This is a genomic window from Streptomyces sp. NPDC005070 (genome assembly GCF_053600395.1).
Window position 1 is genome coordinate 125,973 of sequence record NZ_JBSFZS010000004.1, and the last position, 25,405, is coordinate 151,377.

Genomic DNA, 25,405 nt, shown 5'->3' on the forward strand with positions numbered 1-25,405 from the left:
CCGCCGCCCGGGACACTCGCGTCCCCGCCCCCTCGACCCCCGGGGACTCCCCCTCCCCTTGCCGCCCCGCCGCCCGCCGTCACTGCCCGTCGGACCGGGCCTTGGGCCGCGCCCGTACGTGCATCCGCTCCCCCTGCGGACCGAACAGGCTCAGGAACTCCGCGGGCCCCTCCCCCGTCGAACCGAACCAGTGCGGCACGCGGGTGTCGAACTCCGCCGCCTCGCCGGCCTCCATCACGACGTCGTGCTCACCGAGGACCACCCGCAGCCGCCCGGAGAGCACGTACAGCCATTCGTAGCCCTCGTGGGTGCGCGGATCGGGCTCCGCCGTCCGCTTCGGTTCGAGCACCTTGTAGGCCTGGAGTCCGCCCGGCTGGCGGGTCAGCGGCCAGTACGTGCGGCCATGGCGCACGAGCGGCTCGGCGCGCACCCGGGGGTCGCCGACCGGCGGGGCGCCGACCAGTTCGTCCAGGGGAACCTGATGGGCCCGCGCGATGGGCAGCAGCAGCTCCAGGCTGGGCTTGCGCAGGCCGGACTCCAGGCGCGAGAGCGTGCTCACCGAGATGCCGGTGGCCTCGGACAGCCCTGCGAGGGTCGCCCCGCGCTCCTTCCTGATCCGGCGCAGCCGCGGACCCACCTCGGCGAGAACCTCGTCCGTCGCCGCGTCGCCGGTCACTCCGCGCCCGCCACCGTCACTCCCGCCCGCACGGGCCGCGTCACTCATCCCTCTATTGCAGAATCGGCAAAGCCGTTTGTCAATCCGGCGGCTTCGGGGCGACCGTCTCCGTGGAGGTGGTCACCATGACCGAGGCAGTGACCGAAGCAATGGCCGAGACGATGACCGGGACAACGACCGGCACATCGTCCGGGTCGTACGAGGTGGTCGTCGTGGGCGGCGGCACGGCGGGGCTCTCCGCGGCCCTGGTCCTCGGCCGGGCGCGGCGCCGCACGCTCGTCGTCGACGAGGGCGAGCCGCGCAACGCGCCCGCCGCGCACCTGCAGGGCTATCTGACCCGCGACGGCATGCCGCCCGCCGAGTTCCTCGCCGAGGGGCGACGGGAGGTCGAGGGGTACGGCGTGGAGATCGTCAGGGGCCGGGTGACGGACCTCGTCCGGGACGGCGCCGGGGAGTTCGACGTCACGGTCGGGTCCGGGGACACGATCCACGCGCGCCGGCTGATCGTCACGACGGGCCTGGCGGACGAGATGCCGTCGGTGCCCGGCGTCGCCGAGCGCTTCGGGCGCGACGTGCTGCACTGCCCGTACTGCCACGGCTGGGAGGTCCGCGACCAGGCCTTCGGCGTGCTGGCCACGACGCCGATGAGCGTGCACCAGGCGCTGATGGTCGGCCAGTGGTCGAAGGACGTCACCCTCTTCCTGCACACGGTGGCCGAGGACGAGCTCTCCGACGAGGACCTGCGCCGGCTCGCCGCGGCGGGGGTCGCCGTGGTGCCCGGTGAGGTCGCGGAGCTGGTGGTCGCCGGGGACCGGCTGACCGGCGTGCGGCTCGCGGACGGGACCACGCACGACCGCTCGGTACTGTTCGTGGCGCCGCGCCCGGTGCCGCGCACCGGCCTGCTGGAGCGGCTGGGCGCGGACCTGCGGGAGACGCCGTTCGGCAGCTACCCGGTCGTCGACCCGAGCGGGCTGACGAGCGTTCCCGGCGTCTGGGCCGCAGGCAACGCCGCCGGTTTCGCGGAGCAGGTGGTGAACGCGGCGAGCGGCGGATACCGCGCGGCGGCCACGCTCAACGGAGAACTCCTCTTCGCCGACCTCGACGCGGCGATCACGCGCGGACAGGACTGAGACCGCGGCCCGGGGCACACGCGGGCAGATCTGAGACCCACCGCCCGAGGCACACGCGGACGGGGCGGAGACCCGCCGCCCGGAGGCGCCTGCGGGGACAGGGCCGAAACACGCCGCCCGGTGGCACGCTCCGCGTCCCGTACGGGTGTGAAGCGGGCGCTCGCGTTGCACGATGGCTGCATGCTGCTGAGCCGGCTCGCCCATGTGTCCCAGGAGGTCGCCGCCACCTCGGCGCGGTCCCGGAAGACCGCTCTGCTCGCGGAGCTGTTCCGGGACGCCGAGGCGGACGACGCGCCGATCGTGATCCCCTATCTGGCGGGCCGGCTGCCGCAGGGCCGCATCGGCGTCGGCTGGAAGGTGCTGAGCACACCGGTCTCCCCCGCCGCCGAACCCACCCTCACCGTGCGCGAGGTGGACGCCCGGCTCACCGCGCTCGGCGAGGTCTCCGGCACCGGTTCGCAGGCCGAACGAACCCGTCTGGTGGGCGAGTTGATGGCGGCGGCCACGGAGGAGGAACAGCGTTTCCTGTTCGGGCTGCTCACCGGCGAGGTCCGCCAGGGCGCGCTGGACGCGCTCGCGGTCGAAGGCCTCGCGGAGGCGACCGGCGCGCCCGCCGAGGACGTACGGCGGGCGGTGATGCTGGCGGGTTCGCTGCGGGCCGTGGCGCGGGCCCTCCTGGCGGACGGTCCGGGGGCCCTGGACGGGTTCCGGCTCACGGTCGGCCGCCCGGTGCTGCCCATGCTGGCGCACTCCGCCTCCTCCGTCCCGGAGGCGGTCGGCAAGCTCGGCGCCTGCGTGGTGGAGGAGAAGCTGGACGGCATCCGGGTGCAGCTCCACCGGGACGGCGAGGACGTCCGCGTCTACACCCGTACCCTCGACGACATCACCGGCCGGCTTCCCGAACTGACCGCCGCCGCCATGGAGTTGCGGGGCGAGCGGTTCATCCTGGACGGCGAGGTGATCGCCCTGGACGACCGGGGACGGCCGCGGTCCTTCCAGGAGACGGCCGCCCGGGTGGGGTCCCGTGTGGATGTGGCGGCGGCCGCGGAGACCATGCCCGTCTCCCCCGTCTTCTTCGACGCGCTGTCCGTCGACGGGCGGGACCTGCTGGATCTGCCGTTCACCGAGCGGCACGCGGAACTGGCCCGGCTGGTTCCCGAGCCGATGCGGGTGCGGCGGACGCTCGTGCCGGGGCCGGACGACACCGAGCGGGCCGAGAGGTTTCTCGCCGAGACGCTGGCCCGGGGGCACGAGGGCGTCGTGGTGAAGGCCCTCGACGCCCCGTACAGCGCGGGCCGGCGCGGTGCCGCCTGGCTCAAGGTCAAACCCGTGCACACCCTCGACCTGGTGGTCCTCGCGGCCGAATGGGGCCACGGGCGGCGCACCGGCAAGCTCTCGAACCTGCACCTGGGGGCCCGCACCGCCGACGGCTCCTTCGTCATGCTCGGCAAGACGTTCAAGGGCATGACCGACGCGATGCTCACCTGGCAGACCGAACGGTTCCGGGAGCTGGCCGTCTCGGACGACGGCCACGTGGTGACCGTACGGCCCGAACTCGTCGTCGAGATCGCGTACGACGGACTGCAGCGGTCCACCCGCTACCCGGCCGGTGTCACCCTCCGCTTCGCCCGGGTCGTCCGCTATCGCGAGGACAAACGGGCGGCCGAGGCCGACACCGTGGACACCCTGCTCGCCGCCCACCCGGAGGTGACGCGATGAGCGGAGGGCAGCACGGGAAGCGGAGCGCCGGACTGCTGTTGTTCCGGCGCACCGACCACGGCGTGGAGGTGTTGGTCGGCCATATGGGCGGCCCGTTCTTCGCGCGGCGGGACGCCGGGGCCTGGACCCTTCCCAAGGGCGAGTACGGGCCCGACGAGACGGCCTGGGACGCCGCCCGCCGCGAGTTCCGGGAGGAGCTCGGGCTGCCGCCGCCCGACGGCGAGGCGGTCGCCCTCGGCGAGGTGACCCAGACGAACGGCAAGGTGGTCACAGCCTGGGCGATCGAGGCGGATCTCGATCCGGCGGCCATGGTCCCCGGCACGTTCACGATGGAGTGGCCCCCGAGGTCGGGGCGGCGCCAGGAGTTCCCCGAGCTCGACCGGGTGGAGTGGATGAGCCCGGAGCGGGCCCGGACTTTGCTCGTGACGGCGCAGACCGTGTTTCTCGACCGGCTGGCTGAGCACTCGCACTGAGAGCCGGCGTTCGGCCAGGAGCGTCGGCTCACCTCGGGGGCCCGCCCGCGTTGCGCCGTGCCGCACCGCGCGGGAGGGTCGGGGAACAGCCAGTCTTCAGGAGGTCGGCCATGCCCATCGCGACGGTGAACCCGGCGAACGGCGAGACGCTCAAGACGTACGACGCCCTCGGCGCCGAGGAGATCGAGCGCAGGCTCGCTGCCGCCGAGGCCACGTTCCGTACGTATCGCACCACCCCGTTCGCCGAGCGGGCGCGGCTCATGCACCGCGCGGCCGCTCTCCTGGACGACGACCTGCAGGACATCGGCCGGGTGATGACCACCGAGATGGGCAAGCCGGTCAAGCAGGCCCGGGCGGAGGCCGCCAAGTGCGCCAAGGCGATGCGCTGGTACGCCGACCACGCCGAGGATCTGCTCGCCGACGAGCTGGCGGCCCCCGCCGACGCCGCGGACTCCGGGGCCTCCCGGGTCCTCGCGCGCTACCGTCCGCTCGGCCCCGTGCTCGCCGTGATGCCGTGGAACTTCCCGCTCTGGCAGGTGGTCCGCTTCGCCGCGCCCGCGCTGATGGCGGGCAACGTGGGACTGCTCAAGCACGCCTCGAACGTGCCGCAGACCGCCCTGTACCTGGAGGACCTGTTCCGCCGCGCGGGATTCCCCGAGGGCTGCTTCCAGACGCTGCTGATCGGCTCGGGGGCGGTCGAGGGCGTCCTGCGCGACCCGCGCGTCAAGGCGGCCACCCTCACCGGCAGCGAACCGGCCGGCCGGGCGGTCGCCTCGGTCGCCGGAGACGAGGTGAAGAAGACGGTGCTGGAGCTCGGCGGCAGCGACCCGTACGTCGTGATGCCGTCCGCCGATGTCGAGCGCGCCGCGACGATCGCCGTCACCGCGCGTGCGCAGAACAACGGACAGTCGTGCATCGCCGCCAAGCGCTTCATCGTGCACGCCGACGTGTTCGACGCCTTCGCCGAGCGGTTCACGGCGGGTATGCGGGCCCTCACGATCGGCGACCCGCTGGAGGAGGACACCGACATCGGTCCGCTGTCCACCGAGCAGGGCCGGGCCGACCTGGAGGAGCTCGTCGACGACGCGGTCGAGAACGGCGCGACGGTGCTGTGCGGCGGCGAACGCCCCGACGGTTTCGGCGGCGGCTGGTACTACCGGCCGACCGTGCTCACCGACATCACGCCCGACATGCGCATCCACCAGGAGGAGACGTTCGGACCGGTCGCCACGCTGTACCGGGCCGCCGACCTGGACGAGGCGCTGGTCCTCGCCAACGACACCCCGTTCGGGCTGAGCTCGAACCTGTGGACCCGTGACGAGGCCGAGGTGGAACGGTTCGTACGTGATTCCGAGGCGGGCGGGGTGTTCGTCAACGGGATGACGGCCTCGCACCCGGCGTTCCCGTTCGGCGGGGAGAAGCGGTCCGGCTACGGGCGTGAACTGTCGGGGCACGGAATCCGCGAGTTCTGCAACATCACCACCGTATGGCACGGAGCGTGAGCGTTCCGCAGCTACGATCCCTCGTGTGAACCGCGAAGTGACCCTCCCTCTGATCGTCGACGACCGCGGCACGTTGCAGGTGGCGGCCGCCGACGTCAGCAAGCTGTTGCGCACGGTGGGCGGCCGGTGGCTGCATCTGGTGGAGGCCGGCCAGGACGGTCTCGACGAGGACACGGTGGCCGCGCTCACGATCGAACTGGCCAAGCTGGCCGACCGGATCGACGTGGCCTGCATCGCGCACAGCAGCGGCCCGAACGGACGCTGAACACCGGCGGCGACGCCGAAGCGGCCACGGACGGCGTCCCGGCACGGGACGCCGTTCCGGCCGTCTCAGGCGACTCGCTGGTCCTGTTCCCACAGGGCGTGCCAGAACTTCGCCTCGTAGGCCTGGAGCAGCCGCCCGTGGCGCAGGACGTCGTCCAGGGAGATCCGTTCGGCGTCGAGACCGGCCTGCACGGCGTCCAGGGCCTTGCTCTCCAGCTCGGGCGCCGGCTCGGCGAAGAAGTCGAAGAAGCCGCAGACCTCGTCGTCGAAGCCGTAGTGACGGCGCAGGGCCTCGGTGATGGTCTCGCAGTAGCCGCCCCACGCGGCGAAGCCGGCGCCGAGCGCGAGGACCACGTCGGTCGGCTCCCCGTTCAGGGCGAGCCAGGCGACGTACGCGGGATAGGCCTGGCAGTCGGCGAGCGGTTCGTACTCCGCCGCCCGCGCCTCGTCGGCTCCCACCGCGGTGGCGAACGCGCCGAGCCGGTCCGCGGCCACCGCCTCGCCCTCGGCGAGCATCCCGAAGAAGGCGGCGCTCGCCGGGTCGGCCGGCGACGTCCGTGTACCGGCCGCCGAGCGTTCGGCCAGATGAACGAACGCGCGGTGATCGGCCGCGACCACGTGGCGCTCTTCCATGGCCAGTGCGGCGAGCGTGTCGAGCTGGGCGGCACCCCGGGCGATCAGCGGGAGCAGCCGGTTCGCATGGGGGTCGGGGGCGAGTTTCCCGGTGACGCCCTCCAGCAGTTCCCTGGCCGTCCGCGTCATCGCGCGCTCCTTCGGTCCGGCTGACTCCGAGCCCCCGCGACCAGAGTGCACGGTCATCCCCGGTTCATGCCGCTGCGACGCGACGTGCCAGGTCCGGTGGGGTGACGGCCGCTGCGCGAGGCAGCGGCGGCCGCGCTCGGCCTCGAGAACACCCGCGGACGCCCGGGACGCCGGTGATCACCGGCGTCCCGTCATCGGAACGGCCCCGGGCCGTGCGGCGGTGTCAGCGGATCGGCATCCCGGACAGGGTGCGGGCGATCACGAGGCGCTGGATCTCGCTGGTGCCTTCGAAGATCGTGTAGATGGCCGCGTCGCGGTGCATCCGCTCCACCGGGTACTCACGCGTGTAGCCGTTGCCGCCCAGGATCTGGATCGCCTGGCCCGTGACCTTCTTGGCCGTCTCGCTGGCGAACAGCTTCGACATCGAGCCCTCGGCCGCGGTGAACTGCTTGCCGTTGACCGCCATCCAGGACGCCCGCCAGACGAGCAGCCGGGCCGCGTCGATGGAGGTGCGCATGTCGGCGAGCTGAAAGGCGACGCCCTGGTTGTCGATGATCGGGCGGCCGAACTGCTCACGCGTCTTCGCGTAGTCGAGGGCGACCTCGTACGCGGCCCGCGCGGTGCCCACCGCCATGGCGCCGACGGCCGGACGGGAGGCCTCGAAGGTGGCCATGGCGGCGTTCTTCACCCGCTCGCCGCCACCCGCCTTGGCGCGCTCGCGGGCACGGGCGAGGCGCTCGTCGAGCTTCTCCTTGCCGCCGAGCAGGCAGGATCCGGGGATCCGGACGTTCTCCAGGACGACCTCGGCGGTGTGCGAGGCGCGGATGCCGTGCTTCTTGAACTTCTGGCCCTGGGACAGGCCGGGCGTGTTCGGCGGCACGATGAAGGAGGCGTGGCCCTTGGAGCCGAGTTCCGCGTCGACGACCGCGACGACGACGTGGACGTTGGCGATGCCGCCGTTGGTCGCCCAGGTCTTCGTGCCGTTCAGGACCCACTCGTCCTTGGCCTCGTCGTAGACGGCGCGCGTGCGCATCGAGGCGACGTCGGAGCCGGCGTCGGGCTCGGAGGAGCAGAAGGCGGCGACCTTGACATCGTTGGCGTCGCCGTACATCTGGGGGATCCAGGTGCCGATCTGCTCCTCGGTGCCGTTGGCGAGGACGCCCACGGCGGCGAGGCCGGTGCCGACGATGGACAGCGCGATGCCCGCGTCGCCCCAGAACAGCTCCTCCATCGCCATGGGTATGCCGAGCCCGGTGGCGTCGAAGTACTGCTGGGCGTAGAAGTCCAGGGAGTAGATGCCGACCTTCGCCGCTTCCTGGATGACCGGCCAGGGAGTCTCTTCGCGCTCGTCCCATTCGGCGGCCGCGGGGCGGATCACATCGGCGGCGAAGCCGTGCAGCCAGTCCCGGACCTCCTTCTGTTCGTCGTTGAGCTCCATGGTGAACTCGGCCATGTCCCCTCCAGCGCTGCACTAAACTGTTACTTGCGGTAACTGGAGTGTGTTACTGGCTAGTAGGAAAAGTCAACTCCCGAGCCCGGCTCGGCATCCCGTTCGATACCCATACGACGATCAGTGTTAGTTTGCGCAGGCGTCACCGAATAACCACGGGTGGGGAGAGCACATGGACACCACACAGCGGACCGATCAGCAGAGGTCCGCCGACCGCCGCCGGCGCGAGCTGCTGGAAGCCGCCGACAGAGTGGTGCTCCGCGACGGCCCCGGGGCCTCCATGAACGCCATCGCGGCCGAGGCGGGCATCACGAAGCCCATCCTGTACCGCCACTTCGGCGACAAGGGCGGCCTCTACGCCGCTCTCGCCAAGCGGCACACGGACGCACTCCTCGAAGCGCTGCGGGCGGCACTGGACGCCCCGGCCGAACGGCGTGAGCGTGTGGAGTCGACGCTCGACACCTACTTGGCCGCCATCGAGGCCCGCCCGCAGGTCTACCGCTTCCTGATGCATCCGGCGGAGGGCGGCCAGCCGGGCGACCCCGGCTTCGACGTGGGCAAGTACTCCGCTCCCGTACTGCGCCGCATGGGCGAGGAACTGGCCGAGGTCATCGAGGAGCGGGTGGACCTCGGACCGGGCAGCCAGCAACTGGCACGGGTGTGGGGCCACGGCATCGTCGGCATGATGCACGCGGCCGGGGACTGGTGGCTCGGCGAACGGCCGTGCACGCGCGCCGAGTTGGTGCGCAGCCTGGCCGACCTGCTGTGGGGCCGTCTCGCGGCGGCCGGCGACCGGGTCGGCGGCCCGGGTTTCTGACCGGGGCTCACCCGGACATCCCGTCAGGACAGGGGGCACCGACCGCCGGAGGCGGCCGGCGGCCCCGACCGGCCCTCAGCCGCTCCAGGAGGCCCGTTTCACCTTGCGCAGCAGGCGCCGCCGGCGCCACCCGGTGACCCGGTCCGCGTACACCCCGCCTTCGAGGTGGTCGCACTCGTGCTGGAGACAGCGGGCGAACCAGCCGGTGCCGTGCACGGTGACCGGCTCACCGGTGACCGTACGGCCTTCGACCACGGCATGGTCGTACCGCTCGGTTCCGGCCTCCAGACCCGGCAGCGAGAGGCAGCCCTCCGGTCCGCGCAGGACCACTCCGTCCGCCTCGACGAGACGAGGGTTCACCACATGACCGACATGACGGACATCGTCGTCGTCCGGGCAGTCGTACACGAAGACCCGCAGACCGACGCCGATCTGGTTCGCGGCGAGCCCGACGCCCTCGGCGGCGTACATCGTCGCGAACATGTCCTCGACGAGCTCCGCGAGTTGGGGGCCGAAATCCGTGACGTCCTCGCAGGCTGTACGCAGGACGGGGTCACCTAGCAGGATGAGGGGCCGGACGCGCCCGCGCGTGCCGGGGATGGAACCGTGTCGCATGGCGGCAAGGGTACGGTCCTGGTAGGCGCGCGCATGTCGCGCCGGCACCGAGGTGGTGCCGCGATTCGGGCCCGTGAGTGGATCTCGATAGGCTGACCCCCACATGTGCCGGGGGCAGGGGCGCGGCGCGTACGCAAGGAGGATCGAGAAACGATGTCAGGCAACTCGGACCCGCTGTCGCCGCGGGCCAAGCTGGCCGTGACGGCGGGCAAGGCGGCGGCAGCCGTCTCGCGTGCCGCCGGACGCGGCAGCGGATCGGTGATCGGCGGCCGGGTGGCGCTCAAGCTCGACCCCGACCTGCTGGCGAGGCTCGCCACGCACCTGGACGTGATCCTGGTGTCGGCGACCAACGGCAAGACCACGACGACCCGGCTGATCGCGGAGGCACTGCGCGCCGCGGGTCCGGTCGTGTCCAACGCGCTCGGCGCCAACATGCCCGCGGGCATCACCTCGGCGCTGGCCGGCGGCTCGGACGCCAAGTTCGCGGTCATCGAGGTCGACGAGAAGTACCTCGCCGGTGTCGCCCGTGACACCGACCCGAAGTGCATCGCACTGCTGAACCTCTCGCGCGACCAGCTCGACCGTGCCGCCGAGACCCGGATGATGGCCGAGCACTGGCGCGAGGGGCTGGCCGGTTCCAAGGCCGTCGTCATCGCCAACGCGGACGACCCGCTGGTCGTCTGGGCCGCGTCCTCCTCGCCGAACGTCATGTGGGTGGCGGCGGGCCAGATGTGGAAGGAAGACGCCTGGTCCTGCCCGTCGTGCGGCGGTGTGATGCAGCGCCCCGGCGACGACTGGTTCTGCGGCGAGTGCGGCTTCCGCCGTCCGACGCCGAGCTGGGTGCTGTCCGGGGACCACGTCCTCGACCCGCACGGTTCGGCGTGGCCGATCCACCTCCAGCTGCCGGGCCGCGCCAACAAGGCCAACGCCGCCTCGTCGGCCGCCGTGGCCGCCGTCTTCGGAGTTCCGCCGCAGGTCGCCCTGGAGCGCATGTACCAGGTGCAGGCGGTGGCCGGACGCTACGACGTGGTCCAGTTCATGGAGCGTGATCTGCGCCTGCTGCTCGCCAAGAACCCCGCGGGCTGGCTGGAGACCTTCTCCCTGATCGACCCGCCGCCGACCCCGGTCATCCTGTCGGTGAACGCGCGCGGCGCCGACGGCACCGACACCTCCTGGCTGTGGGACGTCGACTACACCCGCCTGACCGGACACCCGATCTTCGTCCTCGGCGACCGCAAGCTCGACCTCGCTGTCCGCCTCGAAGTCGCCAACCAGCAGTTCCAGGTCTGCGACACCCTCGACCAGGCCGTGCAGATGGCGCCGCCCGGACGCATCGAGGTCATCGCGAACTACACCGCATTCCAGGACTTGAGGCGTCGTGTCGGCAACTGAGCCACGGAGGACGAAGAGAATGACTGACAACAGCCTGCGCCTGGTGTGGATCTACCCGGACCTGCTGAGCACCTACGGCGACCAGGGCAACGCCCTCGTCGTGGAGCGCCGGGCACGTCAGCGCGGCCTCGACGTGGCCCGTGTCGACGTGCGCAGCGACCAGCCGGTCCCGACCTCCGGTGACATCTACCTCATCGGCGGCGGCGAGGACCGGCCGCAGCGGCTCGCCGCGGAGCGGCTGCGCCGCGACGGCGGTCTGGAGCGCGCGGTCGGCAACGGCGCGATCGTGTTCTCCGTCTGCGCCGGCTACCAGATCCTCGGGCACGAGTTCATCAACGACCTCGGCCAGCGCGAGCCGGGCCTCGGCCTGCTCGACGTGGTCTCGGTGCGCGGTGAGGGCGAGCGGTGCGTCGGCGACGTCCTCGGGGACATCGACCCGCGGCTCGGTCTGCCGCAGCTGACCGGTTTCGAGAACCACCAGGGCGTCACCCACCTCGGACCCACCGCCCGCCCGTTCGCGAACGTGCGGCTCGGCAAGGGCAACGGCACGGGTGACGGCACCGAGGGCGCGTACAACGACACCGTGTTCGGCACGTACATGCACGGGCCCGTCCTCGCCCGCAACCCGCAGATCGCGGACCTGCTGCTGAAGCTGGCCCTCGACGTCAACGCGCTGCCGCCGACCGACGACCGCTGGTACGAGGCGCTGCGCTCCGAGCGCATCGCGTCCGCCCAGCAGCCCGCGTAGGGCCGGCCCGCCGCTGCGGGTCAGAGGAACCGTTTCTCAAGGAGGAACGGTTCCTCTTCGCGTTTCCCGGAAAGAACCGTTTCCGACGTCCCGGGAAACGCGAGGTGAAACCGTTTCCGCTGGGCGCGAAGGACCCGTGGGGCCCCCGCCCGGAGCCCGTCTGAAACGGCATCCGCACAGGTGAGCGGGTGCGTCCAGCAGGCGGACGCACGGTACGGCGAGGACCCCTCCCGCCGGTAGGCTGGCGCCGATCCTCGCCGGACAACGTGGTCCGGTCCCCGGACCACGTTGAGAAGGTATTTCGGGCTATGCGCATTGGTGTCCTCACGTCCGGCGGCGACTGCCCCGGCCTGAACGCCGTCATCCGGTCGGTCGTACACCGTTCCGTCGTCGACCACGGCGACGAGGTCATCGGCTTCCGGGACGGCTGGAAGGGTCTTCTGGAGTGCGACTACCTCAAGCTCGACCTCGACGCGGTGAGCGGCATCCTCGCTCGCGGCGGCACCATGCTCGGCTCCTCCCGGGTCCAGCCCGCGCATCTGCGTGACGGCGTGGAGCGGGCCAAGGGCCACGTCGCGGACCTCGGGCTCGACGCGATCATCCCGATCGGCGGCGAGGGCACGCTGAAGGCGGCCCGTCTGCTGTCGGACGGCGGCCTGCCGATCGTCGGGGTGCCGAAGACCATCGACAACGACATCGCGGTCACGGACGTCACCTTCGGTTTCGACACGGCCGTCGGTGTCGCGACCGAGGCCCTCGACCGCCTCAAGACCACCGCCGAGTCCCACCAGCGCGTCCTGATCGTGGAGGTCATGGGCCGCCACACCGGCTGGATCGCGCTGCACTCCGGCATGGCCGCGGGCGCCCACGCCATCGTCGTACCGGAGCGCCCCTTCGACATCGAGGAGCTGGCCGCGCGGGTCGGCGAGCGCTTCGAGGCGGGCAAGCGGTTCGCCATCGTGGTCGCCGCCGAGGGCGCGAAGCCCCGCGAGGGCTCGATGCGCTACGACGAGGGCGGCAAGGACATCTACGGGCACGAGCGCTTCGCGGGCATCGCCCGGCAGCTCTCCATCGAGCTGGAGGAGCGGCTCGGCAAGGAGGCCCGGCCGGTCATCCTCGGACACGTGCAGCGCGGCGGTACCCCGACCGCGTACGACCGCGTGCTCGCGACCCGGTTCGGCTGGCACGCCGTGGAGGCCGTGCACCGGGGCGAGTTCGGGATGATGACCGCGCTGCGCGGCACCGACATCGTGATGGTGTCGCTCGCGGAGGCGGTCGAGACCCTGAAGACGGTTCCGGACGAGCGCTACGCCGAGGCGGAGTGCGTGCTCTGAGCCGTACGTCTTCGGAACCGCCCCCGGTCGCAGTCGCGGCCGGGGGCGGTTCTACTCTGGTGCGGACAGACAGCGCACAACCTCCCCCAGTGCCTTAAAAGGGCCGGGAGGTATCCCCAGAAACAGGAGCCGGCGGATGGATCACAGCGGGCACGGCATGACCATGGATCTGCCGCCGTTCACGCTGGGGCGGGGGCTCGAGTGGTCCGCGGACCCGTTCTTCCTCGTCGCGTGCCTGCTCGGGCTCGGACTGTACGGCTGGGGAGTCGTCCGGCTGGTCCGGCGCGGCGACGCCTGGTCGTGGGGCCGTACGGCCGCCTTCGTGACCGGCGTGCTGACGGTCATGCTCGTCATGTGCACCCGGCTGAACGACTACGGCATGGCCATGTTCAGCGTGCACATGGTCCAGCACATGGTGATGAGCATGCTCACCCCGATCCTCATCCTGCTCGGGGCGCCGATCACGCTGGCGCTGCGCGCGCTGCCGGTGGCCGCCAGACGCGGCACCAAGGGGCCGCGCGAACTGCTGCTGATGTTCCTGCACAGCCGGTACATGCGTGTCGTCACCCACCCGGCGTTCACCATCCCGATGTTCATCGCGAGCCTCTACGCGCTGTACTTCTCCCCCATCTTCGACTTCCTGATGGGCTCCACCACGGGCCACATCGTGATGATGTGCCACTTCCTCCTCGTCGGCCTGTTCTTCTTCTGGCCGATCATGGGCGTGGACCCGGGCCCGCACCGGCCGGGCTATCTGATGCGGATGCTGGAGCTGTTCGCGGGGATGCCGTTCCACGCGTTCTTCGGCATCGCCCTGATGATGGCGTCGGGCCCGATGGTCGAGTCGTACAAGAACCCGCCGGCCTCGCTCGGCATCGACGCGCTCGCCGACCAGACCGCCGCCGGCGGGATCGCCTGGGCGTTCAGCGAGATCCCCTCCGTCCTCGTCCTGCTCGCGCTGCTCTTCCAGTGGTACAACTCCGAGCAGCGGCAGGCCCGGCGCCTGGACCGCGCCGCGGACCGGGACGGCGACAAGGAACTCGAGGCCTACAACGCCTATCTGGCCTCGCTGAACGCACGCGGCCGCTGAGGTTCCGGCCGCCGGGAGAGGACCGGCCGGTGCGGCGGGCTCACGGTCAGGTGCTGCGGGAGACCACCATCCCCAGGGTGATCAGACCCAGCACGACCCAGCCGAACCACAGCCAGCCGTTGCTGCCCAGCGCCACCGTGTAGGCCGTCACCACGACGAGCCCGCCCACGGTGAGCACCCCCATCGTCTTCGTCGAACCGGGCATCGCAACACCCTCCTCGAGGCGGGTCCGCGACGCGGGCCGTGGCCTTTGGGGCCATTTTCACCCGGAGGGACGCGCTTCGCCAGGGCCGTGCGAACTCCCGGGCCCCTCGGGCGCGGGCCGTGATGATCTCACTGGCGGGAGAGACGGGTCGCGGAGTGGACGCCCGGCTGGTACTTGGGGAGCCGGGCGGTGATCTTCATTCCCGCCCCCATCGCGGTTTCGATGACCAGGCCGTGATCGTCGCCGTACACCTGGCGCAGCCGTTCGTCGACATTGGAGAGTCCGATCCCCCCGGAGGGGCCGACCTCCCCGGACAGGATGCGGCGCAGCCGTTCGGGGTCCATGCCGATGCCGTTGTCCTCGATGACCACCAGCGCCTCCGCGCCGGCGTCCTGCGCGGTGATGCTGATGTGGCTCTTGTCGGTCTTGCCCTCCAGACCGTGTTTGACGGCGTTCTCCACCAGGGGCTGGAGGCAGAGGAAGGGCAGTGCGACCGGCAGCACCTCGGGCGCGATCTGCAGGGTGACGGACAGCCGGTCGCCGAAGCGGGCCCGGACGAGCGCCAGGTAGTGGTCGATGGCGTGCAGCTCGTCGGCGAGAGTGGTGAAGTCACCGTGCCGGCGGAACGAGTAGCGGGTGAAGTCGGCGAACTCCAGAAGGAGCTCGCGGGCGCGCTCGGGATCGGTGCGCACGAACGAGGCGATCACGGCGAGCGAGTTGAAGATGAAGTGCGGGGATATCTGCGCGCGGAGCGCCTTGATCTCCGCCTCGATCAGCCGTGTCCGGGACCGGTCGAGGTCGGCCAGTTCCAGTTGGACGGAGACCCAGCGCGCGACCTCGCCGGCGGCGCGCACCAGGACCGCGGACTCGCGGGGCGCGCAGGCGACGAGCGCTCCGTGCACCCGTTCGTCGACGGTGAGCGGAGCCACGACGGCCCAGCGCAGCGGGCAGTCGGGTTCGTCGCAGGTCAGCCGGAAGGCCTCGCCCCGGCCGGTCTCCAGCGGGGCGCCGAGACGTTCCATGACCTCGGCGCGGTGGTGGGCGCCGACGCCGTCCCAGGCGAGGACCGTCTCCTGGTCGGTGAGGCACAGGGCGTCCGTGCCGAGCAGGGTGCGCAGCCGCCGGGCGGACCGGCGGGCCGTCTCCTCGGTGAGTCCGGCGCGGAGCGGGGGCGCGGCGAGCGAGGCGGTGTGCAGGGTCTGGAAGGTGGCGTGCTCGACCGGGGTGCCGAGTCCTCCGAGGCTCTCGGACCGCGCGGTACGCCTGCCGAGCCAGAACCCGGCCGCCAGCAGCGGGAGCACGGCCACACACAGCCCGGCGACGAACCCGCTCACCCGCTCACCACCCCGCCGGTCTCCTTCGTGTCCGCGGCCGTGCCCGCCGGGGCGCCGACCGCCGCGCGGACCTGGTCGTCCGTGAGTTCTTCCGGTAGGTGGAAGCGGGCGAGGATCGCCGCCGTTCCGGGCGGTACGCGGGCGGCGGTGGCGAGCGACACCAGCACCATGGTCACGAAGCCGAGCGGCACCGACCAGAGCGCCGGCCAGGCGAGCAGAGCGCGCAGCGGGCCCGCCGTCCCCGGATAGCCGGCCATGGTCGCGCCGACGGCGACGAGTGCCGCCCCGCCGCCGACGAGCATCCCGGCCGCCGCCCCGGGCGGGGTGAGCCGCCGCCACCAGATGCCGAGGACCAGCAGCGGGCAGAAGGAGGACGCGGACACGGCGAACGCGAGCCCCACCGCGTCGGCGACGGGCAGCCCGCCCACCAGCACGCTCGCGGCGAGCGGTACGGCCATCGCCAGGACGGTGCCGAGCCGGAAGTGCCGTACGCCGCGCGAGGGCAGGACGTCCTGGGTGAGCACGCCCGCGACCGCCATGGTGAGCCCGGACGCCGTCGAGAGGAACGCGGCGAAGGCGCCGCCCGCGACGAGCGCCCCGAGCAGGTCCGCGCCGACTCCGCCGATCATCCGGTCGGGCAGCAGGAGGACGGCGGCGTCCGCGTCGCCGGTGAGGCTGAGTTCTGGGGCGTACAGCCGGCCCAGCGCGCCGTAGACGGGCGGCAGGAGATAGAAGGCTCCGATGAGGCCGAGGACGGCGACGGTGGTGCGGCGGGCGGCGACACCGTGCGGGCTGGTGTAGAAGCGGACGACGACGTGAGGAAGGCCCATCGTGCCGAGGAAGGTGGCGAGGATCAGTCCGTACGTGGCGTAGAGCGGGCGTTCCTCACGGCCGGCGGCCGGCGAGGCGGACAGGGCGTCGGCGCTGCCGCGTTCGGCCGCCGGGACCGGGGTTCCCCGGTCGAAGGTCAGCCGGGTGCCGCCGTCGACGCGGTGGGTGCCGCGCGGGAGCCGGACGCGCGTGCCCTCGTACCGCCGGCCGTCGACGGTGCCCGTCGCGGTGACGGTGAGCGGCCGGGACAGCTTCAGGTCGAGCGTGGAATCGACCCGGACGAGGCGCTGTTCGCGGAAGGCCGGCGGTTCCTCGAAGGCGTCGCGCGGGGCGCCGTGGGAGTGCCAGGCGAGGATCAGGAAGAGCGCGGGGACGAGCAGGGCGGTGAGCTTGAGCCAGTACTGGAAGGCCTGGACGAAGGTGATGCTGCGCATGCCGCCCGCGGCGACCGTGGCCACCACGACGACGGCGACCAGCACCCCGCCGAACCAGTCGGGCGCGTCGGTCACGACGGCCAGCGTCAGCCCCGCACCCTGGAGTTGAGGCAGCAGATAGAGCCAGCCGACACCGACGACGAACGCCCCGGCGAGCCGTCGGACGGCCTGGGAGCCGAGCCGGGCCTCCGCGAAGTCGGGCAGGGTGTAGGCGCCGGATCGGCGCAGGGGTGCCGCGACGAAGAGGAGCAGCACGAGATAGCCGGCGGTGTAGCCGACCGGGTACCAGAGCATGTCGGGTCCCTGGACGAGCACCAGGCCGGCGATGCCGAGGAAGGAGGCGGCGGAGAGGTACTCGCCGCTGATCGCGGCCGCGTTGAGCCGGGGGCCGACGGTGCGCGAGGCGACGTAGAAGTCGGAGGTGGTCCGGGAGATGCGCAGCCCGAACGCGCCGACCAGGACGGTCGCGAGGACGACGAGGGCGACGGCGGGAACGGAGTAGCTCTCGTTCACGGTTCAGCGGTCCTCGACCAGGCGCACGAGGTCCCTCTCGTTGCGTTCGGCCCGCCGTACGTACCAGCGGGCCAGCAGCACCAGCGGCGGGTACAGGCAGAAGCCGAGGACGGCCCATTCCAGGGTGGCTCCGTCCGGCATCGCGGCGAAGACCAGCGGCAGTGGTCCGACGAGCAGGACCAGAACGGCGAACGTGAGGCAGGCCGCCCGGAGTTGACTGTGCATCAGGGAGCGCACATAGGTGTGCCCGAGGGTGGTCTGTTCGTCGATCTCGGTCCTCGGCCGGTAGTAGGGGGAGGTCTGGGGGTACCGCCCGCGCGGCCGAAGCCGAGCGTGGGGGAGGGTGTCCCGGGGCACTCCGGTGACGACCACGCGGCGTTCGGTGGGGTCCTGCGGCACGCGGGTGCTCCTCAGCTCGTGGTCCGGCGCAGCAGCAGATCGCGCAGTTGGCGGGTGTGGCGGCGGCTGACCTGGAGTTCGACGGAGTCGACGAGGACGCTCACCGTGCCCGCGTCCAGGCGGAGTTCGCCGATGTGGCGCAGGGCGACCAGGTGGCGCCGGTGGATGCGGACGAAGCCGCGGGAGCGCCAGCGTTCCTCGAGGGTGGACAGCGGGATGCGCACCAGATGGCTGCCCTGCGCGGTGTGCAGCCGGGCGTAGTCGCCGTGGGCCTCCACGTGGGTGATGTCCTCGACGGCCACGAAGCGTGTGACTCCGCCGAGTTCGACGGATATGTGGTCGGGGTCGGGCTCGTGGACGGGGATGAGCGGTGCGGTGTCCCGGAGTTGGGCGGCCCTGCGGACGGCCTCGGCGAGCCGTTCGCGGCGTACGGGCTTCAGGACGTAGTCGACGGCCTTGAGTTCGAAGGCCTGCACGGCGAATCCCTCGTGGGCGGTGACGAACACGACGAGCGGCGGCTGCGCGAACCCGCCGAGCAGCCGGGCCAGGTCGAGCCCGTCCAGGCCGGGCATGTGGATGTCGAGGAAGACGACGTCGATGGCCTCGGGTCCGCCGGGGCCCGACTGCAGGGCCCGGTTGATCCGGCGCAGCGCCTCGGTCGCGTCGCTCGCTCCCTCGGCGCTGGAGACCCGGGGATCGGCGTTGAGCAGGTACAGCAGCTCTTCGAGGGAGGGTTGTTCGTCGTCGACGGCGAGCGCGCGCAGCATGAGAGTGGAGTGTAGGAGCGATTCGCGTGGCTGGACATGTGCGGGACACGGCCGTCGCCGCCGGCCGGGTGGTGGTCGCCGCTGGATACAGTGCGCCCATGAGCAGCAAGCCCGCGATGTTCGACGAGCTCGACCGCAAGATCATCACAGCCCTGATGGCCAATGCCCGGACGACATTCGCGGAGATCGGCGCGGCGATCGGGCTGTCCGCGACGGCGGTCAAGCGCCGGGTCGACCGGCTGCGCGAGACAGGCGTGATCACCGGCTTCACGGCCACGGTGAAGCCCGCGGCGCTCGGCTGGCGCACGGAGGCGTACGTGGAGGTGTACTGCGAGGGCGCGGCGCCCCCCAGGCGGCTCGCGGAGGTGGTGCGCAACCATCCGGAGATCACCGCGGCGATGACGGTGACCGGGGGCGCGGACGCGCTGCTGCACGTACGGGCCGTCGACGTGGAGCACTTCGAGGAGGTCCTGGAGCGCATCCGGGTGGAGCCGTTCATCCGGAAGACGATCAGCTACATGGTGCTGTCGCATCTGCTGCCCGAGGCGCCGGAGGCCGGGGCGACCCACGCCGCCCCCGATGACGCAGGAAACGTGCGCTGACCCCGCCGATCACGCAGCAGTACTGCGTATACGCGCAGCTCTCGTCGCTTGTCGCCCGTGTCCCCCGCTTCTTACCGTTGAGACATCCCACCAGATGACACCGCAGGAAGCGGAGGAACCTCTCTGTGTCCGAAAGCCGTGTGCCCCGCCCCCGGCGCTTTCTCGTCTGCGAACCCAGACACTTCGCCGTGCAGTACGCGATCAACCCGTGGATGCGTCCCGACACCCCCGTGGACGTCGATCTCGCGCGTGATCAATGGCAGGCGCTGATCAGCGCCTATCGCGCCCACGGCCACACCGTCGAATCCGTCGAGCCGGTCCCCGGCCTTCCCGACATGGTCTTCGCCGCGAACTGCGCGCTCGTCCTGGAGGGCCGTGTCTTCGGCTCGTCCTTCCACGCACCGGAGCGCCGCCCCGAGTCCACCGCGTACGAGACCTGGTTCAAGACGGCCGGTTTCGACGTCTACCGACCGGAATCGGTGTGCGAGGGCGAGGGCGATCTCGTCCCGACGCGCCGCCACATCCTCGCCGGTACGGGATTTCGCACCACGCCCGAGGCCCATCGCGAGGTCCAGGAGTTCTTCGGCGTCCCGGTGATCAGCCTGCGCCTGGTGGACCCGCACTTCTACCATCTGGACACCGCGCTCTTCGTCCTCGACGAGGACAACATCGCGTACTACCCGGAGGCGTTCTCGCCGGGCAGCCGCGAGGTGCTGGGCCGACTGTTCCCGGACGCGGTGCTCGGCACCCGTGAGGACGCCCTCGCCTTCGGCCTGAACTCCGTCTCGGACGGCCGTCACGTCTTCATCGCGCCGCGCGCCGAGGCCCTCACCGAGCAACTCGTCCACCATGGGTACGTCCCCGTCCCCGTCGACCTGTCCGAGTTCCACAAGGCCGGCGGCGGCATCAAGTGCTGCACACAGGAGATCCGTTCATGACCGCTCCCGCCCGTGCGACCACGCCCGCCGGCGCACGCAGCTCCGAGGAACTGATCCGGGCCGAGGGCCCCGTCCTGGCGCACAACTACCACCCGCTGCCCGTGGTCGTCGCGCACGCCGAGGGCACCTGGGTCGAGGACGTCGAGGGGCGCCGCTATCTCGACATGCTGGCGGGCTACTCGGCGCTCAACTTCGGCCACCGCAACCCGGTGCTGATCGAGGCGGCGCACCGCCAGCTCGACCGGCTCACCCTGACCTCGCGGGCCTTCCACAACGACCAGCTCGCCGGATTCGCTGAGTCCCTGGCCGCGTTGACGGGCCTGGACATGGTCCTGCCGATGAACACGGGCGCCGAGGCGGTGGAGAGCGCCGTCAAGGTGGCCCGTAAGTGGGCGTACGAGGTGAAGGGCGTCGAGCCCGGCGCGGCCACCATCGTGGTCGCGGCCGACAACTTCCACGGCCGTACGACGACGATCGTCAGCTTCTCCACCGACGAGACGGCCCGCTCCGGCTTCGGCCCCTTCACGCCCGGCTTCCGGGTCGTGCCGTACAACGACCTGGCCGCGCTCGAAGCGGCGATCGACGAGACGACGGCCGCGGTGCTGCTCGAACCCATCCAGGGCGAGGCGGGCGTGATCATCCCGGACGACGGCTATCTCGCCGGCGTCCGCGAGCTCACCCGCCGCACCGGCTGTCTGTTCGTCGCGGACGAGATCCAGTCCGGCCTGGGCCGAACCGGCAGCACCCTGGCGGTGGAGCACGAGGCGGTCGTCCCCGACCTGCTGCTGCTCGGCAAGGCGCTCGGCGGCGGCATCGTGCCCGTCTCCGCGGTCGTCGGACGCCGGGACGTGCTGAGCGTGCTGCGTCCGGGTGAGCACGGCTCGACGTTCGGCGGCAATCCGCTGGCCGCGGCGGTCGGCTCGGCGGTCGTGGGCCTGCTGGAGACCGGTGAGTACCAGCGACGGGCGGCCGACCTGGGCGTCCTGCTGCGGGACGGGCTGACGGCCCTGGTGGGCCGGGGCGTCGAGGGCTTCCGCTCACGGGGGCTGTGGGCCGGCGTCGACATCGACCCGTCCATCGGCACGGGCCGGGAGATCAGCAAGGGCCTGATGCACGAGGGGATTCTGGTCAAGGACACCCACGGCTCGACCATCCGGCTGGCGCCGCCGCTCACCATCACGGCGGAGGAACTCCTGTCGGCTCTCGGGTCTCTTGAGAAAGTGCTGACGCAAGGGGTCTGATACCGGCCAAGAGGCCACAGAGAGTGACACCTCCATGGTTACGCCCGGCGACGGCCGCGCCTACACTGATCGCTCCCCGGGGAAAACGAGGAGTGCCCCAGTGTTTTATCACGTGCTCAAATATGTGCTTTTGGGTCCGCTGCTGAGAGTGACCTTCCGGCCTCGGATCGAGGGCCTTGAGCACGTTCCGTCGTCGGGCCGTGCCATCGTCGCCGGCAACCACCTGTCCTTCGCGGACCACTTCCTGATGCCGGCGATCCTGAAGCGCCGGATCACCTTCCTGGCGAAGGCCGAGTACTTCACCGGGCCCGGCATCAAGGGGCGGCTGACCGCGGCGTTCTTCCGCAGCATCGGACAGATTCCGGTGGACCGCTCCGGCAAGGAGGCGGGCCAGGCGGCGATCCGCGAGGGACTCGGGGTGCTGAACAAGGACGAGCTGCTCGGGATCTACCCCGAGGGCACCCGCTCGCACGACGGCCGCCTCTACAAGGGCAAGGTCGGCGTCGCCGTGATGGCCCTGCGGGCTCAGGCCCCCGTCATCCCGTGCGCGATGATCGGCACCTTCGAGGCCCAGCCGCCGGGCCGGAAGCTCCCGCGGATCCACCCCGTGGTGATCCGCTTCGGCAAGCCGCTCGACTTCTCGCGCTATGCCGGGATGGAGGGCGAGAAGGCCGTGCTGCGGGCCATCACCGACGAGATCATGTACGCCATCCTGTCTCTCTCCGAGCAGGAGTACGTCGACCAGTACGCGGCCGTCGCCAAGGCGGAGGAAGCGGCGGAGAAGGCCGAGGCGGGACGCAAGTTCCCCCGGATGCCGTTGAGTTGACGCGTACGACGCCAGGCACGGCGAAGGGGGCGGCCGGGATTCCGGCCGCCCCCTCGTGCCGTCGGGACTACGGCTGCGGCGTGGCGTGCGGCGTGCACGTCACATCGGCCGCGTCCGTCCTGCCGGTGAGCAGGTAGGAGTCCACCCGCCCGTTGATGCACGGGTTGACCAGTCCGGTCACACCGTGCGAGCCCGCGCCCTGCTCGGTGATCAGGCGGGAGCCCTTGAACCGCTTGTGCAACTCGACGGCGCCGGCGTAGGGCGTGGCGGCGTCATTGGTGGACTGGACGATGAGGACGGCGGGCAGGCCCTTGCCGGTCCTCACCTCCACCGGGGTCTGCTGCTTGACCGGCCAGGTAGCGCACGGCAGGTTCATCCACGCGTTGGCCCAGGTCATGAACGGGTACTGGGCGTTGAGCCGGGTGTTGTCCCGGTCCCACTTCCGCCAGCTCGTGGGCCACTGCGCGTCGGTGCACTCGACGGCCGTGTACACGGCGTTCCCGTTCTCCGAGGAGATGTTGCCCGCCGTGTCCGACAGGTCGGGGGACGCGGCGTCGACGAGCGCCTGGGTGTCACCGGCGACGTACTTGCTGAACACCGAGGCGGTCGGCACCCACGAGGAGTCGTAGTACGGGGCGCTCTGGAAGAAGGAGATCAGCTCGGCGGGGCCGACGACGCCGCCCAGCGGGGCCTTCTTCGCGGTGGCACGCAGCTTCAGCCACTGGTCCTGCACCTTGGCGCGGGTGTCACCGAGGTGGAAGGCCGCGTCGTTATTGGCGACCCAGTCCTCCCAGTCCTTCCAGCGGCCCTCGAAGGCGATGTCCTGCTCCAGGTTGGCCTGGTACCAGATGTTCTCGCGCGACGGGTTGACGACGCTGTCGACGACCATGCGGCGCACGTGCCCCGGGAAGAGCGTGCCGTAGACGGCTCCGAGGTAGGTGCCGTAGGAGACGCCCAGGTAGTTGAGCTTCTTCTCGCCGAGCGCGGCCCGGATGACGTCGAGGTCGCGTGCCGTGTTGGGCGTGGTCATCTGCGCCAGCACGGCCTTGCCGCTGCGCTCGGCGCAGCCGTCGGCGTACTCCGCGGCCAGCTTGCGCTGGGCCCGCTTGTCGGCCTCGGAGTCCGGGACCGGGTCCGCCTTGGGCGCCTTGACGAACTCCTGCGGGTCGATGCAGGAGATGGGCGCCGAGTGGCCGACACCGCGCGGGTCGAAGCCCACGAAGTCGTACGCCTTGGCGGTGTTCACCCACAGGGGGTTCTTGGTGGTGACACGGCGCGGGAAGCGCATGCCGGAACCGCCGGGGCCGCCCGGGTTGTAGACGAGCGCGCCCTGCCGCTCCTCCTTGGTGCCGGTGTTCCCGATGCGGTCCACGGCCAGCTTGAGCTGCTTGCCATGGGGGTGTGCGTAGTCCAGCGGCACGCTCACCCAGCCGCACTGGATCGGCTTCTCGAAGCCCCAGTCGGTCGGGCAGTCCTGCCAGTCGATCCCGGCCTTGGCGGCCCGCTCGGCGGCGACGGCCGCGCCGCGCTGCTCGCGGCTCTGCCCGTAGTCGTGGCCGTGCCGCGAGTCGGCGGTGGCCGACGGCGCCGCGACGGCGCCGGCTATGAGGGTCGCCGTGACGAGCACACCGGCCGAACCCAGCGCCGCCACCCGTTTCGTCGGTCTCTTGGACCTCAAGTGTGACCTCCCCGTACATCATTGCGATTGGTACGGGAATCCTTTCGGCTGTGAGGTCCCTGGGAACAGACGCGACCGGTGTTCTTTACCAATCCGATAGCCGGTACGGCCTGTTCCGGTGAGCGGTCAGCCCGATGTGAATACGACCACTGTGAAAGATAGTTGACATTACGTCAGTTCGCTCAGCGCTTCGTCCAGCACCCGTCTCAGCAGCAGCGCGTCGGGCGCGAGTGCCGTCACCAGCACGGCGGGTCCGGCGAGCGGCGTGAGCGCGGCGTACTCCCCGAGCGGTCGTGCCGCCGGCGGATCCCCCTCGAACTCCGGTTTTACGATCACGAGTTGGCCGAGTGCGCGATGTCCGGCAAGGACGGCGGGCCCGTCCCAGCCGCCGGGCGCACCGGGACCGCACGCCAACTCCTGGTCGAGCAGGGCCCGTCCGTGGTGTCGCACGGTGAGACGGCTGGTCAGCCGCCCGGGTTCCTCGCCCACCCGCCCGAGCACCTGCTCCTCCCGGAAGACCAGGCGGGCACCGCCCCGGAGCTCGATACGCGACGAGACGGACAGTTCACTGCCTCCCGCTGAGATCAACTGCTCGGGCAGCCACCACAGTTCGCCTCCGTCGGCAACGTCCAGGCGCATGTCGTAGCGGGCCTCCCCCTTGGCCTGTCCGGGCAGGGCGATGGTGGCGGCGGCCGAGCCGACCCGCAGGCGCGCACCCGGACCGACCCGGGTCTCGACGGCGAGCCGATCGCCGCCGAGCGGTCCGCTCATCGCCCCGACGAGCATCACGCGCGCCTCCGGCCCACCGCTTCGCACCCGGCGCAGGGCGAGCGGTCCCTCTCCGTCCAGCACGGGCAGCGAGGTCCCGCCTCGGCCGTCGTCCCTGGCCTCGATCCGCGCGGTGGCGCGGACTCCCGCCGTCGTCACGCGGTCCACGCCGCGAGCCGCTCCCGCACCCAGTCGGCGACCGCCGCGACGCCGGCCTCGGTGCGCAACGACTGGAAGACCACGGGACGTCCGTCCCGCTGGGCCTTGGCGTCGGTCGCCATCCGCCCGAGGTCGGAGCCGACGTACGGCGCCAGGTCGGTCTTGTTCACGACGAGCAGGTCGGCCGTCGTGACCCCGGGCCCGCCCTTGCGGGGGATGTCGTCCCCGCCGGCGACGTCGATCACGAAGATCTGGGCGTCGACGAGTCCTTTGGAGAAGGTCGCTGTGAGGTTGTCGCCGCCGGACTCCACGAGGATCAGATCCAGCGGGCCGATCTCGTCCTCCAGATCCTCGACCGCTTCGAGGTTGGCGGAGATGTCGTCCCGGATCGCGGTGTGCGGGCAGGCGCCGGTCTCGACGGCGGTGATCCGCTCGGGAGGCAGCACCGCCTCCCGCAGCAGGAACTCGGCGTCCTCGCGGGTGTAGATGTCGTTGGTGACGACGGCGAGGGACAGTTCGTCGCGCAGCGCACGGCAGAGCGCGGCGACGGTCGCGGTCTTCCCGGAGCCGACGGGGCCGCCGAGCCCGATACGCAGGGCACGGCGCCTTCCGTCGGGCCGCCGGGCGTCGGCGCTGACGGCGGACGGTCCGTGGTGAAGGTGATCGAGATGCACGATACGACTCCAACTTCGTTCGGCGTGGGGGGGGAGGGATCGAGTTCGGGTAGCGGGTCGGCAA

General features: G+C 71.4%; 26 protein-coding genes. 14 read left to right on the plus strand and 12 right to left on the minus strand.

Annotated features, from left to right (window positions below):
- Positions 1-79: 79 nt before the first annotated feature.
- Positions 80-724: a helix-turn-helix domain-containing protein gene (locus ACWEBX_RS02860; RefSeq protein WP_451883110.1), complete on the minus strand. Its 645-nt coding sequence runs from the start codon at positions 722-724 to the stop codon at positions 80-82.
- A 101-nt stretch (positions 725-825) separates the two neighbouring features.
- Between ACWEBX_RS02860 and ACWEBX_RS02865 the strand changes: the two genes are divergently transcribed.
- From ACWEBX_RS02865 to ACWEBX_RS02885, 5 genes are all read left to right on the plus strand, one after another.
- Positions 826-1,806 (plus strand): NAD(P)/FAD-dependent oxidoreductase, encoded by a 981-nt coding sequence (locus ACWEBX_RS02865; RefSeq protein WP_451883142.1) that lies wholly within the window; start codon positions 826-828, stop codon positions 1,804-1,806.
- 180 nt (positions 1,807-1,986) lie between these two features.
- Positions 1,987-3,525 carry an ATP-dependent DNA ligase gene (locus ACWEBX_RS02870; RefSeq protein ID WP_451883111.1) on the plus strand — a complete coding sequence of 513 codons (1,539 nt, stop codon included), beginning with the start codon at positions 1,987-1,989 and terminating at the stop codon, positions 3,523-3,525.
- Entirely contained in the window at positions 3,522-3,998 is a 477-nt protein-coding gene (locus ACWEBX_RS02875; protein ID WP_451883112.1) for an NUDIX domain-containing protein, read from the plus strand. Before ACWEBX_RS02870 ends, ACWEBX_RS02875 begins: the two co-directional genes overlap by 4 nt.
- Positions 3,999-4,108: 110 nt before the next feature.
- The gene (locus ACWEBX_RS02880; protein WP_451883113.1) at positions 4,109-5,500 is read left to right on the plus strand and encodes an NADP-dependent succinic semialdehyde dehydrogenase; all 1,392 of its coding nucleotides are present in this window, start codon (positions 4,109-4,111) and stop codon (positions 5,498-5,500) included.
- Positions 5,501-5,525: 25 nt separating this feature from the next.
- Positions 5,526-5,765 (plus strand): DUF6213 family protein, encoded by a 240-nt coding sequence (locus tag ACWEBX_RS02885; protein ID WP_037616672.1) that lies wholly within the window; start codon positions 5,526-5,528, stop codon positions 5,763-5,765.
- 65 nt (positions 5,766-5,830) lie between these two features.
- Here ACWEBX_RS02885 and ACWEBX_RS02890 read toward each other — a convergent pair whose 3' ends face one another.
- Together ACWEBX_RS02890 and ACWEBX_RS02895 are read right to left on the minus strand one after the other, a co-directional pair.
- Positions 5,831-6,526 carry a transcriptional regulator gene (locus ACWEBX_RS02890; protein WP_451883114.1) on the minus strand — a complete coding sequence of 232 codons (696 nt, stop codon included), beginning with the start codon at positions 6,524-6,526 and terminating at the stop codon, positions 5,831-5,833.
- A 223-nt stretch (positions 6,527-6,749) separates the two neighbouring features.
- Positions 6,750-7,979 carry an acyl-CoA dehydrogenase family protein gene (locus ACWEBX_RS02895; protein WP_451883115.1) on the minus strand — a complete coding sequence of 410 codons (1,230 nt, stop codon included), beginning with the start codon at positions 7,977-7,979 and terminating at the stop codon, positions 6,750-6,752.
- A gap of 169 nt (positions 7,980-8,148) precedes the next feature.
- Between ACWEBX_RS02895 and ACWEBX_RS02900 the strand changes: the two genes are divergently transcribed.
- Complete coding sequence (locus tag ACWEBX_RS02900; protein WP_451883116.1) at positions 8,149-8,793, plus strand: TetR family transcriptional regulator; 645 nt, start codon at positions 8,149-8,151, stop codon at positions 8,791-8,793.
- Positions 8,794-8,868: 75 nt separating this feature from the next.
- On the opposite strand, the gene def is transcribed toward ACWEBX_RS02900, so the two are convergent.
- Entirely contained in the window at positions 8,869-9,408 is a 540-nt protein-coding gene (gene def, locus ACWEBX_RS02905) for a peptide deformylase (protein WP_451883117.1), read from the minus strand.
- Between the two features lie 153 nt (positions 9,409-9,561).
- Between def and ACWEBX_RS02910 the strand changes: the two genes are divergently transcribed.
- The 4 genes from ACWEBX_RS02910 (at position 9,562) to ACWEBX_RS02925 (ending at position 13,972) form a co-directional block, all read left to right on the plus strand.
- On the plus strand, positions 9,562-10,800 hold the full coding sequence (locus ACWEBX_RS02910; protein ID WP_451883118.1) for a MurT ligase domain-containing protein: 1,239 nt from the start codon (positions 9,562-9,564) through the stop codon (positions 10,798-10,800).
- 19 nt (positions 10,801-10,819) lie between these two features.
- Positions 10,820-11,548: a type 1 glutamine amidotransferase gene (locus ACWEBX_RS02915; protein ID WP_451883119.1), complete on the plus strand. Its 729-nt coding sequence runs from the start codon at positions 10,820-10,822 to the stop codon at positions 11,546-11,548.
- Between the two features lie 308 nt (positions 11,549-11,856).
- Positions 11,857-12,882 (plus strand): 6-phosphofructokinase, encoded by a 1,026-nt coding sequence (locus ACWEBX_RS02920; RefSeq protein ID WP_451883120.1) that lies wholly within the window; start codon positions 11,857-11,859, stop codon positions 12,880-12,882.
- Positions 12,883-13,018: 136 nt separating this feature from the next.
- Positions 13,019-13,972 carry a cytochrome c oxidase assembly protein gene (locus ACWEBX_RS02925; protein WP_451883121.1) on the plus strand — a complete coding sequence of 318 codons (954 nt, stop codon included), beginning with the start codon at positions 13,019-13,021 and terminating at the stop codon, positions 13,970-13,972.
- 46 nt (positions 13,973-14,018) lie between these two features.
- Here ACWEBX_RS02925 and ACWEBX_RS02930 read toward each other — a convergent pair whose 3' ends face one another.
- From ACWEBX_RS02930 to ACWEBX_RS02950, 5 genes are all read right to left on the minus strand, one after another.
- A complete protein-coding gene (locus ACWEBX_RS02930) occupies positions 14,019-14,177 on the minus strand; it encodes a hypothetical protein (protein ID WP_384782862.1) in 159 nt (52 codons plus the stop codon).
- Between the two features lie 128 nt (positions 14,178-14,305).
- The gene (locus ACWEBX_RS02935) at positions 14,306-15,511 is read right to left on the minus strand and encodes a sensor histidine kinase (protein WP_451883122.1); all 1,206 of its coding nucleotides are present in this window, start codon (positions 15,509-15,511) and stop codon (positions 14,306-14,308) included.
- A complete protein-coding gene (locus tag ACWEBX_RS02940; protein ID WP_451883123.1) occupies positions 15,508-17,289 on the minus strand; it encodes a sodium/solute symporter in 1,782 nt (593 codons plus the stop codon). The genes ACWEBX_RS02935 and ACWEBX_RS02940 overlap by 4 nt, the downstream gene beginning before the upstream one ends.
- Before the next feature lie 3 nt (positions 17,290-17,292).
- The gene (locus tag ACWEBX_RS02945) at positions 17,293-17,688 is read right to left on the minus strand and encodes a hypothetical protein (RefSeq protein ID WP_451883124.1); all 396 of its coding nucleotides are present in this window, start codon (positions 17,686-17,688) and stop codon (positions 17,293-17,295) included.
- A gap of 11 nt (positions 17,689-17,699) precedes the next feature.
- Entirely contained in the window at positions 17,700-18,455 is a 756-nt protein-coding gene (locus ACWEBX_RS02950; RefSeq protein ID WP_386981237.1) for a LytR/AlgR family response regulator transcription factor, read from the minus strand.
- Positions 18,456-18,553: 98 nt separating this feature from the next.
- Here ACWEBX_RS02950 and ACWEBX_RS02955 point away from each other — a divergent pair, with 98 nt between their 5' ends.
- The 4 genes from ACWEBX_RS02955 (at position 18,554) to ACWEBX_RS02970 (ending at position 22,062) form a co-directional block, all read left to right on the plus strand.
- Positions 18,554-19,057, plus strand: coding sequence for an Lrp/AsnC family transcriptional regulator (locus ACWEBX_RS02955; protein ID WP_451883125.1), 504 nt, complete (start codon positions 18,554-18,556; stop codon positions 19,055-19,057).
- 125 nt (positions 19,058-19,182) lie between these two features.
- Positions 19,183-19,995 carry a dimethylargininase gene (ddaH, locus tag ACWEBX_RS02960; protein WP_451883126.1) on the plus strand — a complete coding sequence of 271 codons (813 nt, stop codon included), beginning with the start codon at positions 19,183-19,185 and terminating at the stop codon, positions 19,993-19,995.
- Positions 19,992-21,236, plus strand: coding sequence for an ornithine--oxo-acid transaminase (gene rocD, locus ACWEBX_RS02965; RefSeq protein ID WP_451883127.1), 1,245 nt, complete (start codon positions 19,992-19,994; stop codon positions 21,234-21,236). Before ddaH ends, rocD begins: the two co-directional genes overlap by 4 nt.
- A 100-nt stretch (positions 21,237-21,336) precedes the next feature.
- Positions 21,337-22,062, plus strand: coding sequence for a lysophospholipid acyltransferase family protein (locus ACWEBX_RS02970; protein WP_451883128.1), 726 nt, complete (start codon positions 21,337-21,339; stop codon positions 22,060-22,062).
- 67 nt (positions 22,063-22,129) lie between these two features.
- Here the strand turns inward: ACWEBX_RS02970 and ACWEBX_RS02975 are convergent, their stop codons facing one another.
- The 3 genes from ACWEBX_RS02975 to ureG all read right to left on the minus strand — a co-directional run bounded on the left by ACWEBX_RS02975 (position 22,130) and on the right by ureG (position 25,341).
- Positions 22,130-23,740 (minus strand): alpha/beta hydrolase, encoded by a 1,611-nt coding sequence (locus tag ACWEBX_RS02975; RefSeq protein ID WP_451883129.1) that lies wholly within the window; start codon positions 23,738-23,740, stop codon positions 22,130-22,132.
- Positions 23,741-23,908: 168 nt separating this feature from the next.
- On the minus strand, positions 23,909-24,667 hold the full coding sequence (locus ACWEBX_RS02980) for an urease accessory protein UreD (protein ID WP_451883143.1): 759 nt from the start codon (positions 24,665-24,667) through the stop codon (positions 23,909-23,911).
- On the minus strand, positions 24,664-25,341 hold the full coding sequence (gene ureG / locus ACWEBX_RS02985; RefSeq protein WP_451883130.1) for an urease accessory protein UreG: 678 nt from the start codon (positions 25,339-25,341) through the stop codon (positions 24,664-24,666). The genes ACWEBX_RS02980 and ureG overlap by 4 nt, the downstream gene beginning before the upstream one ends.
- Positions 25,342-25,405: the final 64 nt, after the last annotated feature.

What these genes read in the sequence shown, in the direction of transcription:
- ACWEBX_RS02865 (WP_451883142.1), top strand. Translation starts at nt 826, where the DNA reads ATGGCCGAGACGATGACCGGGACAACGACCGGCACATCGTCCGGGTCG.
- ACWEBX_RS02880 (WP_451883113.1), top strand. Translation starts at nt 4,109, where the DNA reads ATGCCCATCGCGACGGTGAACCCGGCGAACGGCGAGACGCTCAAGACG.
- ACWEBX_RS02950 (WP_386981237.1), bottom strand. Translation starts at nt 18,455, where the DNA reads ATGCTGCGCGCGCTCGCCGTCGACGACGAACAACCCTCCCTCGAAGAG.
- def (WP_451883117.1), bottom strand. Translation starts at nt 9,408, where the DNA reads ATGCGACACGGTTCCATCCCCGGCACGCGCGGGCGCGTCCGGCCCCTC.
- ACWEBX_RS02870 (WP_451883111.1), top strand. Translation starts at nt 1,987, where the DNA reads ATGCTGCTGAGCCGGCTCGCCCATGTGTCCCAGGAGGTCGCCGCCACC.
- ACWEBX_RS02875 (WP_451883112.1), top strand. Translation starts at nt 3,522, where the DNA reads ATGAGCGGAGGGCAGCACGGGAAGCGGAGCGCCGGACTGCTGTTGTTC.
- ACWEBX_RS02895 (WP_451883115.1), bottom strand. Translation starts at nt 7,979, where the DNA reads ATGGCCGAGTTCACCATGGAGCTCAACGACGAACAGAAGGAGGTCCGG.
- ACWEBX_RS02860 (WP_451883110.1), bottom strand. Translation starts at nt 724, where the DNA reads ATGAGTGACGCGGCCCGTGCGGGCGGGAGTGACGGTGGCGGGCGCGGA.
- ACWEBX_RS02955 (WP_451883125.1), top strand. Translation starts at nt 18,554, where the DNA reads ATGAGCAGCAAGCCCGCGATGTTCGACGAGCTCGACCGCAAGATCATC.
- ACWEBX_RS02915 (WP_451883119.1), top strand. Translation starts at nt 10,820, where the DNA reads ATGACTGACAACAGCCTGCGCCTGGTGTGGATCTACCCGGACCTGCTG.
- ACWEBX_RS02890 (WP_451883114.1), bottom strand. Translation starts at nt 6,526, where the DNA reads ATGACGCGGACGGCCAGGGAACTGCTGGAGGGCGTCACCGGGAAACTC.
- ACWEBX_RS02930 (WP_384782862.1), bottom strand. Translation starts at nt 14,177, where the DNA reads ATGCCCGGTTCGACGAAGACGATGGGGGTGCTCACCGTGGGCGGGCTC.
- ACWEBX_RS02910 (WP_451883118.1), top strand. Translation starts at nt 9,562, where the DNA reads ATGTCAGGCAACTCGGACCCGCTGTCGCCGCGGGCCAAGCTGGCCGTG.
- ACWEBX_RS02900 (WP_451883116.1), top strand. Translation starts at nt 8,149, where the DNA reads ATGGACACCACACAGCGGACCGATCAGCAGAGGTCCGCCGACCGCCGC.
- ACWEBX_RS02925 (WP_451883121.1), top strand. Translation starts at nt 13,019, where the DNA reads ATGGATCACAGCGGGCACGGCATGACCATGGATCTGCCGCCGTTCACG.
- ACWEBX_RS02920 (WP_451883120.1), top strand. Translation starts at nt 11,857, where the DNA reads ATGCGCATTGGTGTCCTCACGTCCGGCGGCGACTGCCCCGGCCTGAAC.
- rocD (WP_451883127.1), top strand. Translation starts at nt 19,992, where the DNA reads ATGACCGCTCCCGCCCGTGCGACCACGCCCGCCGGCGCACGCAGCTCC.